Below are 14,819 nucleotides of genomic sequence, written 5' to 3' on the forward strand. Positions count from 1 at the left end.
GACGATCTCCTTGCGACGCCCTACATATTAAATATTGCTAATTTAGCAAGCACTCATATATTGCCCGCCATGATCACCCTTAAAGCCGTCGGATTGGACCGGTTCCAGCAAAGCGCCGGACAAGCCGCCCGCCTCCTCAAGTCCCTGTCGAACGAACACAGGCTGATGATCCTGTGTCAACTCGGCGACGGCGAAATGCAGGTGTCGCAGCTTCAGGCCTGCGTCGGCCTGTCCCAGTCCGCCCTGTCCCAGCACCTGGCCCGCCTGCGCGAGGACGAACTGGTCGCGACACGCCGGGACGGCACCGCCGTCTTCTACCGCATCGATGATCCGGCCGCCCTGAAGGTGATCGCGGTGCTCGCCGAAATCTATTGCCCTCCGCTTTCCTGAAAGACCCGACCATGACCGCGCTCGTCCCCCTGTCGCCCGCCGAGGTCGCCGCCCGCCTGAAGTCCGGCGCCGCGCATCTGGTCGACATCCGCGAAGCCGACGAATTCGCCCGCGACCACGTCGTCGGCGCCCTGCCCGCGCCCCTGTCGACCTTCGAGGCCGCCGATCTGACTCTCAAAGCGGATCAGGACGTCATTTTCATGTGCCGCACCGGCAATCGCACGGGCGTCAACTGTCTGCGCCTGGCCGACCGCGTGGCGGGTCCGGCCTATGTGCTGGACGGGGGCCTAGACGCCTGGAAGAAGGCCGGACTGCCGACCCGCACCGACGCCCAAGCGCCGCTGGAGCTAATGCGTCAGGTGCAGATGGCGGCGGGGAGCCTGATCCTGCTTGGCGGCTTGCTGGGTACGCTCGTGCATCCCGCTTTCTGGGCCCTCAGCGCCTTCATCGGCGCCGGCCTGTTCGTCGCCGGGGCGACAGGCTTCTGCGGCATGGCCCGCCTCCTGGCCGTCGCGCCCTGGAATCGGGCCCTCAAGAAGAGCTGATTATGGACGCGGCCCAACTGTGGCTCGCCGGCGGCTCGGCGCCAACGCCGCCCTGGGCCGCCGCCTGTTCGCGGGGCTGATCGTCGTGGTCGCCGCCTACGTCGCGGCGAAGGCGCCCTTCTAGCCCTCCCGGCGGTCACGGCCCCCGCGCCACAGCCTTCAAAGAAATACATGTTTCCGCTGACCTGACGGAACGGCGACGTTTGGCGACCGTTTGGCCCCGCGGAGGAGCGCCGGATATGTATTTGGCGAGGGACAGGCGCGGTGCGGCCGGAGGGTGGCCGCTGCGCCCCACAGGTTGCATGGCATGACGTCGCGAAACATCAGCGTGCGCCGCAGCCTGGGCGTGCCCGCCGACATGGCGACGCTCCGCATCCTGAACACCGCCGCGCGCCTGTCGGAGGAGGAACGCGCCCTGGTGCGCCGGCTGTGCGTGTTTCAGGAGGTGATCGCGGCGGGCGAGACCTTTACGACCGAAGGGCGAACAGTGACGCCCCGGCTGATCCTGAGCGGCTGGGCCTGTCGACAGCGGACCCTGGCGGACGGACAGCGCCAGATCTTCAGCTTCCTGCTGCCGGGCGACGGCCTGGGCCTGGGCGCGGACCCGCGTCCGCTGGATGAAACCACGACGGTGGCCCTGACCCGGGTGGAGTGCGTCGACGCCGTCATGCTGCGCGAAATCCTCGCGCTTCACGATCCCCGACACGACCGGCTGCGCCGCGCGCTGGCCACCGCGCGGCGCTACGAGGACGCCTGCCTGCTGAATCACGTCGTGCGGCTGGGCCGCCAGTCCGCCGTGGCCCGGCTCGCCCACCTGCTGCTGGAACTGCGGGATCGCCTGCAACGGGCCGGCCTGTGCAGCGGCGAGCGGATGCATCTGCCGCTGACGCAGGAAATGCTGGCGGATGCGCTGGGCCTGAGCCTGGTCCACGTCAGCCGGACCCTGAGCCAGATGAAGCGCAGTCAACTGATCGCAATGCAGAACGGCTGGCTGACCCTTCTGAACGAAGCCTACCTGCGGTCCGCCTGCGACTACGGCGCGGACTACCCCGTCCTTCATTGATCCCCATTGCAAAGAGAGAGAGCGCGTCATGATCCATCGTCCTTCGCCTCGACAACGCGATTTGCACGGCTCGCGTCGAAAGGGATCGAGGCTAGGCCTGCTGTTGGCTTCGGTGGCGGCGGCGGCTCTCATCGGCCCGCAGTCCACCCTGGCCCAGGACGCCGATCTGGCCGCGCGGGTGGCGCGGCTCGAGGCCCTGGTCCTCGACCAGCAGAAACGCATCGAGGCCCAGGACGCGCTTCTGGCGGAACGCGCCGCCGGGATCGCCCCGCCGGCCGGAATCGCCAATGCCGACGTCGATGCGCGCTGGCGCGTCCAGAGCGACGCCTCGGGTCGCGCCGTCTTCGCCGATCGCGACATGACGGACCTGCGCGCCGGTCAGGCCGCCCCTAACGGCCAGCCCCAGACCACCCCGGCCCCGGAAGGCGCACCGCCGGTCGAACCGCCGCTGCTACAGGCTCGCCGCGAACAATTGGCGGCCCTCCCCGAAGGCATCGCCGTGCTGACCCAGCCCGGCAAGCTGACTGTCGATCTGTCGGCCGAATACACGCGCTCCAGCGCCAACCGGCTGGTGTTCCGCGGCATCGAGATCGTGCCCGGCGTCCAGATCGGCGTGATCGAGGCCAATGAGGCCGACCGCGACACCGGGGTGACGACCATCGCCGGCAAATACGGCGTAACCTCGCGCATGGAGGTCGAACTGCGCGCGCCCTACGTCTGGCGCAACGACACCATCACCACGGTCCAGCAGCGCGACCAGGCCGTGACCCGCACCATCGACCTGAGCGGCGACGGCATCGGCGACGTCGAGGGCGCCGTCCGCTATCAGATCAACGGCGGCGAACGCGGCCGACCGATCTTCATCGCCAGCCTGCGGGTCAAGAGCGACACCGGCAAAGGCCCCTTCGAAATTCCGCGCGACGAGTTCGGCGTGGCGACCCGCCTGGCCACCGGCTCCGGTTTCTGGGGCGTCGAACCCAGCGTCAGCTTCCTCTACCCCAGCGACCCGGCGGTGATCTTCGGCAGCCTCAGCTACTTCTCCCACCTGTCGCGCAACATCGACAAGACCGAGGGCGATATCCACATCGGCCGCGTCGATCCCGGCGACGCCATCGGCATGTCCATCGGTTTCGGCTTCTCGCTCAATCCGAGATTCTCGTACTCGCTGGGCTACAAGCACAGCTATATCCGCCCGACCACGAGCGAGTTGAACGACATCACCGAGAAGTCCGATTCCCTGCAGGTCGGCGCCCTGCAGTTCGGCATGTCCTACCTGCTCAGCGACCGCTTCAGCCTGAACGGCAATTTCGAGTTCGGGGTGACGAAGGACGCGCCGGACATGCGGTTTGTGCTGCGCGTGCCCATCGTCTTCTAGCGACGCCCGCGGTCTCCGGCCGGAACGCCGGAGACCGTCAGCGGCCGAGGGAGCCGACCAGACTCGTATTGAGATCGTAGGTCATCTGCGCCGCACGCTGCTGCGCGCTGCTGGCGCTCTGCATCGCCGCCAGATCCGGCAGGTACAGGTTCAGCTCCATGTCTTGACGCAGGTTGCGATTGTTGGCGTTGTTGACGATCAGATTCTGCAGCTGGCCGGCCGTCACATTATGGATCAGGGCCGTCCCGCCGTTGCCGTCGACAAGCGCGACGCCGCCGCTGGTTCCGGCAAGCTGGGTCAGGTCGATGCCGCTGTTCACCAGCGACGTCATGGCGGCCGCCAGATCGACAACGCCCGGCACGTCGCCGCGGATCTGCTGCGTCACCGGACCGGTCGGGGTCCAGGTCAGCCGCGTCTGCAGCGCCAGCCGGTCGTCGACATAGGAGCGAATGACCACGCCGAAACCGAAGGTGAAGCCGTTGGTGGTGATGAAGCCGCCGCGCAGGCCCGACAGTTCGTCATCGGACAGGGGCTGCGGCCCCGAGGGGGTTTCCGCCAGGGCCGCCGTCGCCATCAAGGCCGGAGCCATGGCGATCAGGGCGAGCAGCAAAAGGGAACGTGCGCGTCGCATGATCGTCACCTCAAATACGGGTCGATGGGGAAGCGCGTAGTGATCTGATAGAGCGGCGGCAATTCTCGCGTCAGTTCCGCCAGGGAACGGTCCGGCAGGGCCTGCCAAGGCCGCGACCGGTTCCAAGGCGTCCATTCCGCCGCCTGATTGAAGCTGTCGGCCGGCGCCCGTATCACGAAGGCGACGCCGTTCCACATGGAGGCGAACTCGTCGCGAGTGTAGATCTTGAGCCCCAGGGCGGGATCGCCGATGAGCACTCGCCCCTCGTCGTCGCCCTTGAACACCACGAAATGCTTGTAGCCGGCCGTGTTGATCATGACGATCGCGGGCTTGTTCATCTCGGCCAGATCGACGAGCCCCAATCTGAAGCCGTCCGCCTCATAGCCGCTGGCTTCAAGAAACCGCTTCATGTCGAGCAGGGAGAAGCCGACCCGCCGGATCGCCGTCTGATCTCCGTCCGCGTACATGGCGCGAAACACCTGCTCCTCGCCGACGTTGCGGTCGTAGTGATAGCGCAGCAGGGTGGCCAGCGCAGCCGAGCCGCAACTGAAGTCGTAACGCTGCCGGACCACGGTCCGAAACGGGATGTCGCGATAGCTGACGACGCTGACCCTGGCCGGCGCCGGCCCGCTGCTGAGAAGCACATCGGCGCCTGCAGGCGCCGCCGACATCCAGGCCATGCACAAGGCCGCAAACGGAAGGCCTAGACCGCCGCGGATACAGAGCCCTCCTCGTTTCACGGCGTCGGCCCCGTGGTCACGATATTGATGGTGATCGCGCCTTGGAGATTGTTGTTGTGGCCGGTGTTCATGACGAAGTTGCCGATGCCGCTGTAGCCGGCGAAGGCGTTGGGACTGATCGTGATCGCGCCGGACCCCACGGTGTTGGCGTTGACGCTGTTGCCGCTGTTCGTAGCCTTCAGAAGCTGATCGCTGGCGACGATGACGCTGACGCCTTGGCGTCCGTTCAGGTCACGGAGCTGCGACAGATCCAGCGCCGGTATTGCGGGGGACGTCGAAACCGCCGGGACTTGAGACGTAGCCGGTGAAACAATCGGCGGCGGGGGGGCGGGATCCGAGCCGGCGAACAAGAGCGCGGCTGTTAGAAAAACAAGCATGGCTTCCTCCCAGAAAGACATCGGCGGCCGGTGAAACCGGCCGCCGACAGTAGGACGCTTAGATGCCGCCGCCGCCGCTGCCGAAGGTGACGTTGGCGTTGGCGCTGACCGCCGTCGCCGCCTGGCCGATCGAGGCCATGCCGGTGTTGTTGCTCACGGTCTGAATGCCCGCGAAGCCGGCGAAGGCGCCGCCGTGTTGGCTGATGTCGCCCGTGGTCATATGGCCATGCTGGCTGCCGTCATCCCTTTCCGACTGGTCGAAGCCGATATCGCTTACCGACGCGTCCAGGTCCTGCAAGTTCAGGGAAACCCGGATGTTCCAGCTGTCATGACTCGAGTAGTCATTGAACGAGTCATTGGTGGAGCTGTCGGTGTTGAAGGAATCATCGACATAGACAGAGTTATCCGTGTTGAACGACTCGTCGGTATTGTACGACTCATCAGCATTATAAGAATGTTCGTTTTCAACTCTGGAAGAATTGTCCGTATTGAAAGAATGTTCGTTTTCAACACTAGAAGAGTTGTCGGTGTTGAAAGAATCCTCAATTTTGTTTTCAGTTTCCGTTCGAGAATTGTTGTTATGAGAATCTTCTACCTTATTTTCCGTCTCGGTCCGAGAATTGTTGTTGTAAGAATCCTCAACCTTAAGTTCACTTTCATTTTGTTGAGAATTATCGGTGTAGGTCGAATTGTCGTTGTGACCGCTGTTGTAGGAATCAGTGGCGTGAGTGTTGCCACCGACGGCACCGGTTGGCCCAGTCGAATGGGACTGGGCGTAGCCCACGCTCGCAAACGCCAGCGTCCCCAACAGGACCGCCGCCGAAGTCATAAGTTTGGCACGCATATCAGTAGCCTCCAGATCAAATGGATACGGAGGTTCCTCCACCTCCGGACAACCCAATCGCTCTGAGCAGCCGTCGTTCCGCATTTTCGACCCAGGCGACCCCGCCCCAAAATGGCCGCTCTTCGGGCATTCCCGTGGCGGCCCGCGCCAATTGTTATGGATTGGACGACCGCCAGGATTCCGGGCGGATCATTTGATGGGGCGACCACCCAAAATAAACTCGGCCGCCCGCCGACCTTCGCCGGAAATAAGCCCACAGCGCCCCGTGCATGGCGTTCGGGCGCTGCGGATGCTAAGCGCGCGGACCATGACGACGCCCCCAATCGAACGCATCCGTAATTTCTCGGTGGTCGCCCATATCGACCACGGCAAGTCCACGCTGTCAGACCGGCTGATTCAGTTCACCGGCGGCCTGACCGCGCGTGAAATGTCGGCGCAAGTCCTCGATAATATGGACATCGAAAAAGAGCGCGGCATCACCATCAAGGCGCAGACCGTGCGCCTGAACTACAAGGCCAAGGACGGGCTGGACTATGTCCTGAACCTGATGGACACGCCGGGGCACGTCGACTTCGCCTATGAGGTGTCGCGCAGTCTGGCCGCGTGCGAGGGTTCGATCCTGGTGGTGGACGCCTCGCAGGGGGTCGAGGCCCAGACCTTGGCCAACGTCTATCAGGCGATCGACAACAACCACGACATCGTGCCGGTCCTGAACAAGATCGATCTGCCCGCCGCCGAACCCGAGCGCGTTCGCCAGCAGATCGAGGACGTCATCGGCATCGACGCCTCGGACGCCGTCATGTGCTCGGCCAAGTCGGGCATCGGCATCGAGGACGTGCTGGAGGCCATCGTGGCCCGCCTGCCCGCGCCCAAGGGCGACGTCAACGCCCCGCTCAAGGCCATGCTGGTCGACGCCTGGTACGACCCCTACCTGGGCGTGGTGCTTCTGGTGCGCGTGTTCGACGGCGTGCTGAAGACCGGCATGCGCGTGCAGATGATGCAGCACGGCACGACCCACCTAGTCGACCGCGTCGGCGTCTTCCTGCCCAAGAACACCCCCGTGGACCAGCTTGGCCCCGGCGAGGTCGGCTTCATCACCGCCCAGATCAAGGAAGTGGCCCACGCCGCCGTCGGCGACACCATCACCGACGAGAAGAAGCCGACCGCCGAACCGCTGAAGGGATTCAAGGACGTTCAGTCCGTGGTCTTCTGCGGCCTGTTCCCGGTCGACGCCGCCGACTTCGAGGACTTGCGCGCCGCCATCGGCAAGCTGCGCCTGAACGACGCCAGCTTCACCTTCGAGATGGAATCCTCGGCTGCCCTGGGCTTCGGCTTCCGCTGCGGCTTCCTCGGCCTGCTGCACCTGGAGATCATCCAGGAGCGCCTGAGCCGCGAGTTCAATCTGGATCTGATCGCGACGGCCCCCTCGGTCGTCTACAAGATCCAGCAGCGCGACGGCACCGAGATCGACCTGCACAACCCGGCCGACCTGCCCGACGTGATGCAGATCGAGTCGATCGCCGAGCCGTGGATCAAGGCCACCATCCTGACCCCCGACGAATATCTGGGCGGTGTCATCAAGCTGTGTCAGGACCGCCGCGGGTCGCAGATCGAGCTGTCCTACGTCGGCAGCCGCGCGCTGGTCGTCTATGAGCTGCCGCTGAACGAGGTGGTGTTCGACTTCTACGACCGCCTGAAGTCGATCTCGAAGGGCTACGCCTCGTTCGACTACGAACTGACCGACTACAAGGTCGGCGATCTGGTCAAGATGAGCATCCTGGTCAACGCCGAGCCGGTCGACGCCCTGTCGATGCTGGTCCACCGGGGCCGCGCCGAGACGCGCGGACGCGGCATGGTCGAGAAGATGAAGGAACTGATCCCGCCCCACATGTTCGTCATCCCGATCCAGGCGGCCATCGGCGGCAAGATCATCGCCCGCGAAACCGTCCGCGCCCTGCGCAAGGACGTGACGTCCAAGTGCTACGGCGGCGACGCCACCCGCAAGAAGAAGCTGCTGGAGAAGCAGAAGGCTGGCAAGAAGCGCATGCGCCAGTTCGGCAAGGTCGAGATTCCGCAGGAAGCCTTCATCGCGGCGCTGAAGATGGACGAGGACTGAGGACCGGCCAGACGCCCGTCCGAATATCTTTGGTTGCTGAATCCCGAGGGGCGTGAGAGGCTCTCGGCCTCAAAACAAGGGATTGCGCCTGATGCTTATGGTCATCTTCGCCTTGCTGGCCATGCCGATGGCCCAGCAGCCAGAGCCCGCTTCGCCACAAGCCGCGCCTCAAGTGATGGCGTCGGCAGAGGCCGCCGCGCCGGAAACGCCGCGACAGGCCGCCGAGCGCCGGCGTCTGGCGCGGCTCGAAGTCGTCTGTTCGCAACGCGCGCCGACGGGTTCGCGCCTTGACCGCACCCAGTGCGAGCCACGCCACCGCGCCGAGCTTCAAGCCCGCGCCAAGCGTCAAGAGACCGAAGACTTCATCAACAACACGGGGATGGTGACGCCTCTGGACTGACGACGCTGGCGGCCGCTATCGCTTCCTGAAGCGGGCGGCGTCGGCGGCCAGGCTGGCGCCCCAATCGGTCGTGGGGTGGTCGGGCTCGGCGTGGAAGGGCAGTTCGCCGGCCACTCCGCGCGCCGCCAGGGCCAGAGGCAGGGCGTAGTGGGGCATGAGACGCAGAGGCTTGCGGCGCTTGTCGGTCACGTCCCAGCCCATAGCCTCGAAGGCTTCGGCCAGATCGGCGCCGGACAGGCGGTGGATGTCCCGCAAGCTGTCGGGCCAATCCTCGGGCAGCGCGACGGCCTCGGCCGCATCGCCCGTCAGGCCGAACAGGGACTGGGTCAGGGCGTCGATCTCGGGGAATTCGTCGCGGGCGTCGGGATCGGCGTAGCGCGGCTTCATCAGCGCCTTCAGTTCCAGATCATCGACGCCGGGCAGGTCGATCAGGCGGCGGAGCGGTGCGTTGGTCATGCCGCCCTGTAGCACGCCCGTCGGCGGTTGACCGCGCCCGCGCGCGGGTCGAGGCTGGCGGTTCGGATCGCTGAAAGGCTCGCCCATGCCGACCGACGCCCTGAACGCCTATGCCCGGACGCCGCGCCTGGCCGTGCTGATCGACGGAGAGAACGCCTCGTCGCGGATCGCCGAGGCCCTGTTCACCGAGATCGCGACGCTAGGCGAGGCCAGCGCCCGACGCATCTATGGCGACGCGGCCAACACCTCGCTGAAAGGCTGGATCGACGTCCTCGCGCGCTGGGCGATCCAGTGGCAGCAGAATTTCGCCAACACCAAGGGCAAGAATTCCGGCGACATCGCCCTGGTCATCGACGCCATGGACCTGCTGCACTCGGGGCGGTTCGACGGCTTCTGCCTGGTGTCGTCGGACAGCGACTTCACCCGGCTGGCGGCGCGCATCCGCGAACAGGGCGTGCCGGTCTATGGTTTTGGCGAGCGCAAGACGCCCGAGAGCTTCCGTCAGGCCTGCACCCGCTTCATCTACACCGAGAACCTGAGAGGCCCTGCGGAGGGCGGCGACGCGGACGCGACCGCAACCCCCGCCCCGATCCCCGCGGTGAGGAAACCGTCCGAGGCCACGCCGCTGATCGCCACCGCCATCGCCGACATGGACGAGGACGGCGACGGCTGGGTCAGCGTCGGCGGCATCGGCAACCGGCTGAGGAACGCCCATTCCGACTTTGACCAGCGCACCTACGGCTACGCCAAGCTGTCGGAGCTGATCCGCGCCACGGGCCGTTTCGACGTGGAAGTCGGGCCCGGCAGCGCCATGCGTGCGCGGATCAAGCGCGCCGACAAGCGGAACGGTTCGGATAACAGTGTTGCCACAAAGTGAAGCGGCGGGCAGGATGGCCGTCTGACCGTTCCGCGCACAGGAGTTCGCCATGCTGTTGATCACCGCCGCCGCCCTGGCCCTGCTGGGCGCCCCCGCGCTCCAGAATGAGGAGGGCGCCGCTCGACCGCGCGTCGCCTCCAGCACGCCGTCGCGCGCCATCTCGGCCCGCGCCCCGACCCTGCCCGACGGCCCCACGCGGGTGGTCTGCGGCAGGGAGAAGGCGATGGACAGCAACATCATGCGCCGCGTGTGCCGCGAGGTTCCCGTGAACAGCGCAGGCCGCGAACTGATGTCGGGCGACTATCTGCGGCAGATGCAAAGCATCGGCCTCGACTCCTCGAACGGGCCCAGCCGGCGCGCGCCCGGAGGGCGCCCGGTCGGCTGACGCCATGCGGATCACGCTTTGCGCCTTCGCCGCCCCCCTAGCCCGACCAGAAAAAGCTCAAAACCGCTCAGATGTTCATGATCCTGGTTGCGTCTCTCGCCGTTCTTACCCTTGATCCGACCGCCGCGTCGGCCAGTCGCCCCGCCGTCCCGCCGAGCACGGCCATCGCCCCGGCTCCGACCGTTCCGTCCGGCGAGCCGATGCGCGAAGTCTGCCGCCGGGAACGCACGCCGGGCTCCAATCTGTCGGAACGTGTCTGCCGTCAGGTCCCGGTGAACAGCGCCGCCCGCGACCGCTCGGCGGGCGATCGCCTGCGCGAGTCCCAGGGGTCGAGGACGCCGCAGAGCTTCTAGAACAGCGGGCTTTTCGCGCCCCCAGGCCGCCCGCCCCCTTCCCCCGCGCGCGGGGTGGTCTATGTGTGGGCCATGGCCGCCGCAGAGACCCCCGTCGAGACCTTCAAACGCGCGCTGGCGCACGCTGCGCGGGCGCTGGCCGAGCAGGCCGAGCTGGAGGTGACCTTCGGCTCTGACGGGCCGCGACTGTCCAACGGCGTCCTGACCCTGCCCCACCCGCCGCGCGATCCGGGTGCCCCCGAGAGCGCGACCCTGCGCGGTCAGGCCGACCGGCTGGCCCTGCGGCTAGCCAATCACGACGAGGGGCTGAACGCCCGGCTGCGGCCCGTCGATCAGACGGCGGCCGAGGTCTTCGACGCCGTCGAACAGGCGCGGGTCGAGGCGGTCGGGGCGCGCGAACTGAAGGGGGTGCGCAATAATCTGAACGCAGCGCTTCTGACCCGGCTGGAGAAGTCGGGCGCCCTGCGGGCCGAGGCCGAGCGGGTGCCGGTGGCCGAGGCCGCCGCCCTGCTGGTGCGCGAACGGCTGACGGGCGAGGCCGCGACCGACGGGCTCAAGACCATGCTGGACCTGGTCCGGTCCAATCTGGAGCTGAAGGCGGGGACGGAACTGGACGCCCTCGCCGCCGTGGCCGACGACCAGACGGCCTTCGCGGCCCGGCTGAAGGACGTGCTGCGGGCGCTGGACCTCGATCCCGGCGACGGCCAGGCTGAGGACGCCAACGACGAGGAGGGCGAGGACGAGCCCGACCAGTCGCGGCAGGATCAGGCCGACGAGCAGGAACAGGAAGAAGAGGACGGCGGCGAAGGCGGCCAGTCGCTGGAAGGCACGGCCGACGACCAGTCCGCCGAGGACGAGCGCCAGACCCGCCCCGACGGCGCCCCTGCCGAGCCCGATGGCGAGGCCTCGGACGACGGCCCGGAACTGAACGAAGGCGCCCTGCCCAACCGTCAGGACAACGCCGACGACGGGCGCGCCATCAACGCCTACCACGTCTTCACCAGCGCCTATGACGAGACCATCGGCGCCGAGGAGCTGTGCGATCCGATGGAGCTGGACCGGCTGCGCTCCCTGCTGGACGCCCAGCTGGCGACCCTGTCGAGCGTGGTGTCGCGCCTGGCCAACAAGCTGCAGCGCCGCCTGATGGCGCAGCAGAACCGCAGCTGGGCGTTCGATCTGGAGGAGGGCGTGCTGGACACCGCACGCCTGACCCGCGTCATCACCGATCCGACCAGCCCCCTGTCGTTCAAGATGGAGAGCGAGAGCCCGTTCCGCGACACGGTCGTGACCCTGCTGATCGACAACTCGGGTTCGATGCGCGGGCGGCCGATCATGGTGGCGGCGGTCTGCGCCGACATTCTGGCGCGGACGCTGGAGCGGTGCGGGGTCAAGGTCGAGATCCTGGGCTTCACCACCCGCGCCTGGAAGGGCGGGCAGTCGCGCGAGGCCTGGATCAGCGCCGGCAAGCCTGCCCATCCGGGCCGCCTGAACGACCTGCGCCACATCATCTACAAATCGGCGGATGCTCCGTGGCGCCGGGCCAAGAAGAACTTGGGCCTGATGATGCGCGAGGGCCTGCTGAAGGAAAACATCGACGGCGAGGCCCTGACCTGGGCGCACGAGCGCCTGCTGGGTCGGACCGAGTCGCGTCAGATTCTGATGGTCATCTCCGACGGCTCGCCGGTCGACGATTCCACCCAGTCGGCCAACGCCGCCCTCTATCTGGACAAGCACCTGCGGCAGGTGATCGAACAGATCGAGACCCGGTCGCCGGTTGAACTGATCGCCATCGGCATCGGCCACGACGTGACCCGCTGGTACCGCCGCGCCGTCACCATCGTCGACGTCGAGCAACTGGCTGGCGTCATGACCGAGAAGCTGGCCGAGCTGTTCGAGGCCAAGCCCAAGACCATCTCCCGGTCGGGCGCCAAATCTCCGAGGAAGCGCGCGGCGTGAACCGGCGCGTCTATGTCGCCGCGCTGGCGGCGCTGACGCTGGCGGCCTGCGCCAGCGCGGTCGTGACGTCGCAGCCCTGGGCGCCGACGCCCGAGGCCGAGGGCTGGAGCGCGGCCAGCCCCTCGACCCGCCCGGTCGGTCTGGGCCTGCCGGGCGGCGCCTTTCTGGCGAAAGGCGTGCATTACGCCGGGGGCGTGACCCTGCTGGCCCACGCGGGCTCGCCGCTGCACAGCCTGTCCGACCTGAAGCTGACCGGCGACGGCGGCTTCATCGCCGTGTCCGACGCCGGCGATCTGGCGCGCGGGACGCTGGCGCTGGACCGGCAGGGGCGGCTGATCGGGCTGGAGGGCTTGCGGGTGCGTCGTCTGACCCTGACCGACGGGACGCCGATCAGCCAGAAGGCCGCGGGCGACGCCGAGGGGCTGGCGATCACCGCGAGCGGGGACCTCCTGGTCAGCTTCGAGCACGACCACCGCATCTGGAACTACGGCCCTCTGGCGGCGCTGGGGACCCGGCCCGAGGCCGTGCGCCAACCGGACTTCCCCTTCCCCGAGAACGAGGGAATGGAGGGGCTGGCGGCCTCAAACAACGGCTGGCGGGTCGCGGGCGAGGCGGGCGGGGTGTGGGACTGTTCGGCGGCGCGCTGTTCGGTCGTGACCGCGCCCCCGGCGACGCCGATCCCCGAAAGCGACTACCGCATCACCGGCATGGACCGCGACCCGGCGGGCGGCTGGTTCGTGGTGCAAAGGTCCTATCGCGCGCCGGTCGACATGCGGGCGCGGGTGCGGCGCATGGCGGCTGACGGGACGCTGGGGCCGGTGCTGATCGAGCTGAAGCTGCCCGGCACGACGGATAATTTCGAGGGGATCGCGGCGGAAAAGCGCGGCGCGCGGACGCGGCTCTACATCCTGTCCGACGATAATTTCAACGCCGTGCAGCGGACCATGATGCTGGCGTTTGATGTCCGCTAACCCTTCTCCCCTTGCGGGAGAAGGTGGGCGCCAAGGCGCTCGGATGAGGGGTGTCGGCGCGGCGTCTGGAAATGAGCCGTGCCGGCGTCGAGCCTGACTATCGAAGGCGCCGTCGTCACCCCTCATCCGTCATGCTTCGCATGCCACCTTCTCCCTCAAGGGGAGAAGGATTCTAGATCCGTTCGCTGATCTTGATGGCGGCCTTGCAGCCGACCTTGATGACGCTCGAGAGCAGGCGGTAGGCCGGGGCTTCGCGGCTGCCGTGCTCAATGGCGTGGTCGTGGTGGGCCAGTTCCTCTTCGCGGAACCTGGTCAGTTCGGCGGCCAGTTCGGGGTCGCGCTCGCGCACCTCCTCGATCTGGTCGGCATAGTGTTGCTCGATGACGCTCTCGACCGCCTCGGTGCAGGCGTGGGCGGCCTTCTCCGAGATCAGGGCGGTGCCGGCGCCGAGCGCCGTGGCGGCCAGCTTCCACAGCGGGATCATGGCCGTGGGGCGCACCCGGTTTTCCGTCAGCAGGGCCTCGAACCGGGCCAGGTGGACGGCCTCGTGGCCCTCCATCTCGGTCAGGTCGGCGGCGATGGCGGCCTTGCCCTTGCGGCCTTCCAGCACAGCGCGCTGGGCGCGGTAGATGTGGACGGCGGCGAACTCGCCCGCATGGTCGACGCGCAACATTTCCGCCATGCGGGCGCGGGTCTGGCCCACGCCGGGGCGCGGCAGAGGGATGCGGCGGGCGGCGGCGACGGTGTCGGATGCCTCGGTCATGATCGCCTCTCTACGCCTTGGGCGCGCGCGCGTCCTTGGGACGTTTCGCCGCCAGCAGGCTGAAAATGGCCAGCGCCAGGGAGATCAGGAAGTTCCAGCCGGCCATGGAGATTCCGGCGAAGCTCCACGGCACGTCGCCGCAGCCGACGATGGGCTTGATCTCGGCGGTGCCGAGCGCCAGGGCGTTCAGGCCTTCGATGCTGAAGTCGGTCGGATTGACCGCCATACAAGTCGCCGGGAGGGCCCACCACTTCAGCTCGCCGCCCGCGTGATAGCCGGCGGTGATCGCGCCGGTGAAGAAGACGGCGGCCAGCAGGAAGGAGGCGATGCGCGGCGTGCCCCGGCTGGCGCGGCTGAAGACGGCCCAGAAGGTGGCAGCGCCCGCGATGGCCACGGCGGCCCAATAGACCTCGCGCTGCTTGAGGCAGAGGTTGCAGGGCGCAAGCCCGGCGAACCGCTCGAAGGCATGGGCCGCGCCCAGCATGGCCAGAGAGGCCGCCAGCGCGAAGGCGGTCCACCAGCGGGTCAGACGTAGATAAAGGCGCTTCATGGCGCCTTTCTTAGACGCAGCCGGAGC

Annotated in this window: 18 protein-coding genes; 11 read left to right on the plus strand and 7 right to left on the minus strand. The window is 67.3% G+C overall.

What is annotated here, in order from left to right:
• The first annotated feature begins 69 nt into the window (after positions 1–69).
• The 4 genes from AB4Y68_RS05610 to AB4Y68_RS05625 all read left to right on the plus strand — a co-directional run bounded on the left by AB4Y68_RS05610 (position 70) and on the right by AB4Y68_RS05625 (position 3,373).
• Positions 70–390 carry an ArsR/SmtB family transcription factor gene (locus tag AB4Y68_RS05610; protein WP_441454524.1) on the plus strand — a complete coding sequence of 107 codons (321 nt, stop codon included), beginning with the start codon at positions 70–72 and terminating at the stop codon, positions 388–390.
• An 11-nt stretch (positions 391–401) separates the two neighbouring features.
• Positions 402–935 carry a rhodanese family protein gene (locus AB4Y68_RS05615; protein ID WP_441454525.1) on the plus strand — a complete coding sequence of 178 codons (534 nt, stop codon included), beginning with the start codon at positions 402–404 and terminating at the stop codon, positions 933–935.
• 307 nt (positions 936–1,242) lie between these two features.
• Complete coding sequence (locus AB4Y68_RS05620) at positions 1,243–1,998, plus strand: Crp/Fnr family transcriptional regulator (RefSeq protein WP_441454526.1); 756 nt, start codon at positions 1,243–1,245, stop codon at positions 1,996–1,998.
• 28 nt (positions 1,999–2,026) lie between these two features.
• Positions 2,027–3,373, plus strand: coding sequence for a transporter (locus tag AB4Y68_RS05625; protein WP_441454527.1), 1,347 nt, complete (start codon positions 2,027–2,029; stop codon positions 3,371–3,373).
• 37 nt (positions 3,374–3,410) lie between these two features.
• On the opposite strand, the gene AB4Y68_RS05630 is transcribed toward AB4Y68_RS05625, so the two are convergent.
• The 4 genes from AB4Y68_RS05630 to AB4Y68_RS05645 are packed head-to-tail and all read right to left on the minus strand — an operon-like array spanning position 3,411 to position 5,965.
• Positions 3,411–4,004, minus strand: coding sequence for a hypothetical protein (locus AB4Y68_RS05630; RefSeq protein ID WP_441454528.1), 594 nt, complete (start codon positions 4,002–4,004; stop codon positions 3,411–3,413).
• Positions 4,005–4,009: 5 nt separating this feature from the next.
• Complete coding sequence (locus tag AB4Y68_RS05635) at positions 4,010–4,684, minus strand: C39 family peptidase (protein WP_441454529.1); 675 nt, start codon at positions 4,682–4,684, stop codon at positions 4,010–4,012.
• Between the two features lie 56 nt (positions 4,685–4,740).
• Positions 4,741–5,121, minus strand: coding sequence for a hypothetical protein (locus AB4Y68_RS05640; RefSeq protein WP_441454530.1), 381 nt, complete (start codon positions 5,119–5,121; stop codon positions 4,741–4,743).
• 58 nt (positions 5,122–5,179) lie between these two features.
• The gene (locus tag AB4Y68_RS05645; protein WP_441454531.1) at positions 5,180–5,965 is read right to left on the minus strand and encodes a hypothetical protein; all 786 of its coding nucleotides are present in this window, start codon (positions 5,963–5,965) and stop codon (positions 5,180–5,182) included.
• A gap of 307 nt (positions 5,966–6,272) precedes the next feature.
• On the opposite strand from AB4Y68_RS05645, the gene lepA reads away from it, so the two are divergent.
• Together lepA and AB4Y68_RS05655 are read left to right on the plus strand one after the other, a co-directional pair.
• Positions 6,273–8,081, plus strand: a complete 1,809-nt coding sequence (gene lepA / locus AB4Y68_RS05650) for a translation elongation factor 4 (protein ID WP_441454532.1) — start codon at positions 6,273–6,275, stop codon at positions 8,079–8,081.
• A gap of 91 nt (positions 8,082–8,172) precedes the next feature.
• Positions 8,173–8,481, plus strand: a complete 309-nt coding sequence (locus AB4Y68_RS05655; protein WP_441454533.1) for a hypothetical protein — start codon at positions 8,173–8,175, stop codon at positions 8,479–8,481.
• A 15-nt stretch (positions 8,482–8,496) separates the two neighbouring features.
• Here the strand turns inward: AB4Y68_RS05655 and AB4Y68_RS05660 are convergent, their stop codons facing one another.
• On the minus strand, positions 8,497–9,024 hold the full coding sequence (locus tag AB4Y68_RS05660; RefSeq protein ID WP_441454534.1) for a hypothetical protein: 528 nt from the start codon (positions 9,022–9,024) through the stop codon (positions 8,497–8,499).
• On the opposite strand from AB4Y68_RS05660, the gene AB4Y68_RS05665 reads away from it, so the two are divergent.
• The 5 genes from AB4Y68_RS05665 (at position 9,023) to AB4Y68_RS05685 (ending at position 13,479) form a co-directional block, all read left to right on the plus strand.
• The gene (locus tag AB4Y68_RS05665) at positions 9,023–9,814 is read left to right on the plus strand and encodes an NYN domain-containing protein (protein WP_441454535.1); all 792 of its coding nucleotides are present in this window, start codon (positions 9,023–9,025) and stop codon (positions 9,812–9,814) included. The genes AB4Y68_RS05660 and AB4Y68_RS05665 overlap by 2 nt on opposite strands.
• A gap of 49 nt (positions 9,815–9,863) precedes the next feature.
• On the plus strand, positions 9,864–10,199 hold the full coding sequence (locus AB4Y68_RS05670; RefSeq protein WP_441454536.1) for a hypothetical protein: 336 nt from the start codon (positions 9,864–9,866) through the stop codon (positions 10,197–10,199).
• A 71-nt stretch (positions 10,200–10,270) separates the two neighbouring features.
• Positions 10,271–10,552, plus strand: coding sequence for a hypothetical protein (locus tag AB4Y68_RS05675; protein ID WP_441454537.1), 282 nt, complete (start codon positions 10,271–10,273; stop codon positions 10,550–10,552).
• A gap of 72 nt (positions 10,553–10,624) precedes the next feature.
• Positions 10,625–12,508 (plus strand): cobaltochelatase subunit CobT, encoded by a 1,884-nt coding sequence (cobT, locus tag AB4Y68_RS05680; protein WP_441454538.1) that lies wholly within the window; start codon positions 10,625–10,627, stop codon positions 12,506–12,508.
• Positions 12,505–13,479 (plus strand): esterase-like activity of phytase family protein, encoded by a 975-nt coding sequence (locus tag AB4Y68_RS05685; RefSeq protein ID WP_441454539.1) that lies wholly within the window; start codon positions 12,505–12,507, stop codon positions 13,477–13,479. Before cobT ends, AB4Y68_RS05685 begins: the two co-directional genes overlap by 4 nt.
• A 172-nt stretch (positions 13,480–13,651) precedes the next feature.
• Here AB4Y68_RS05685 and AB4Y68_RS05690 read toward each other — a convergent pair whose 3' ends face one another.
• Positions 13,652–14,242 (minus strand): demethoxyubiquinone hydroxylase family protein, encoded by a 591-nt coding sequence (locus AB4Y68_RS05690; RefSeq protein WP_441454540.1) that lies wholly within the window; start codon positions 14,240–14,242, stop codon positions 13,652–13,654.
• Between the two features lie 10 nt (positions 14,243–14,252).
• Positions 14,253–14,792: a disulfide bond formation protein B gene (locus AB4Y68_RS05695; RefSeq protein WP_441454541.1), complete on the minus strand. Its 540-nt coding sequence runs from the start codon at positions 14,790–14,792 to the stop codon at positions 14,253–14,255.
• Positions 14,793–14,819 lie beyond the last annotated feature (27 nt).

Origin of the sequence: Brevundimonas sp. 2YAF1 (assembly GCF_052114745.1) — a bacterium.
Taxonomy (GTDB): domain Bacteria; phylum Pseudomonadota; class Alphaproteobacteria; order Caulobacterales; family Caulobacteraceae; genus Brevundimonas.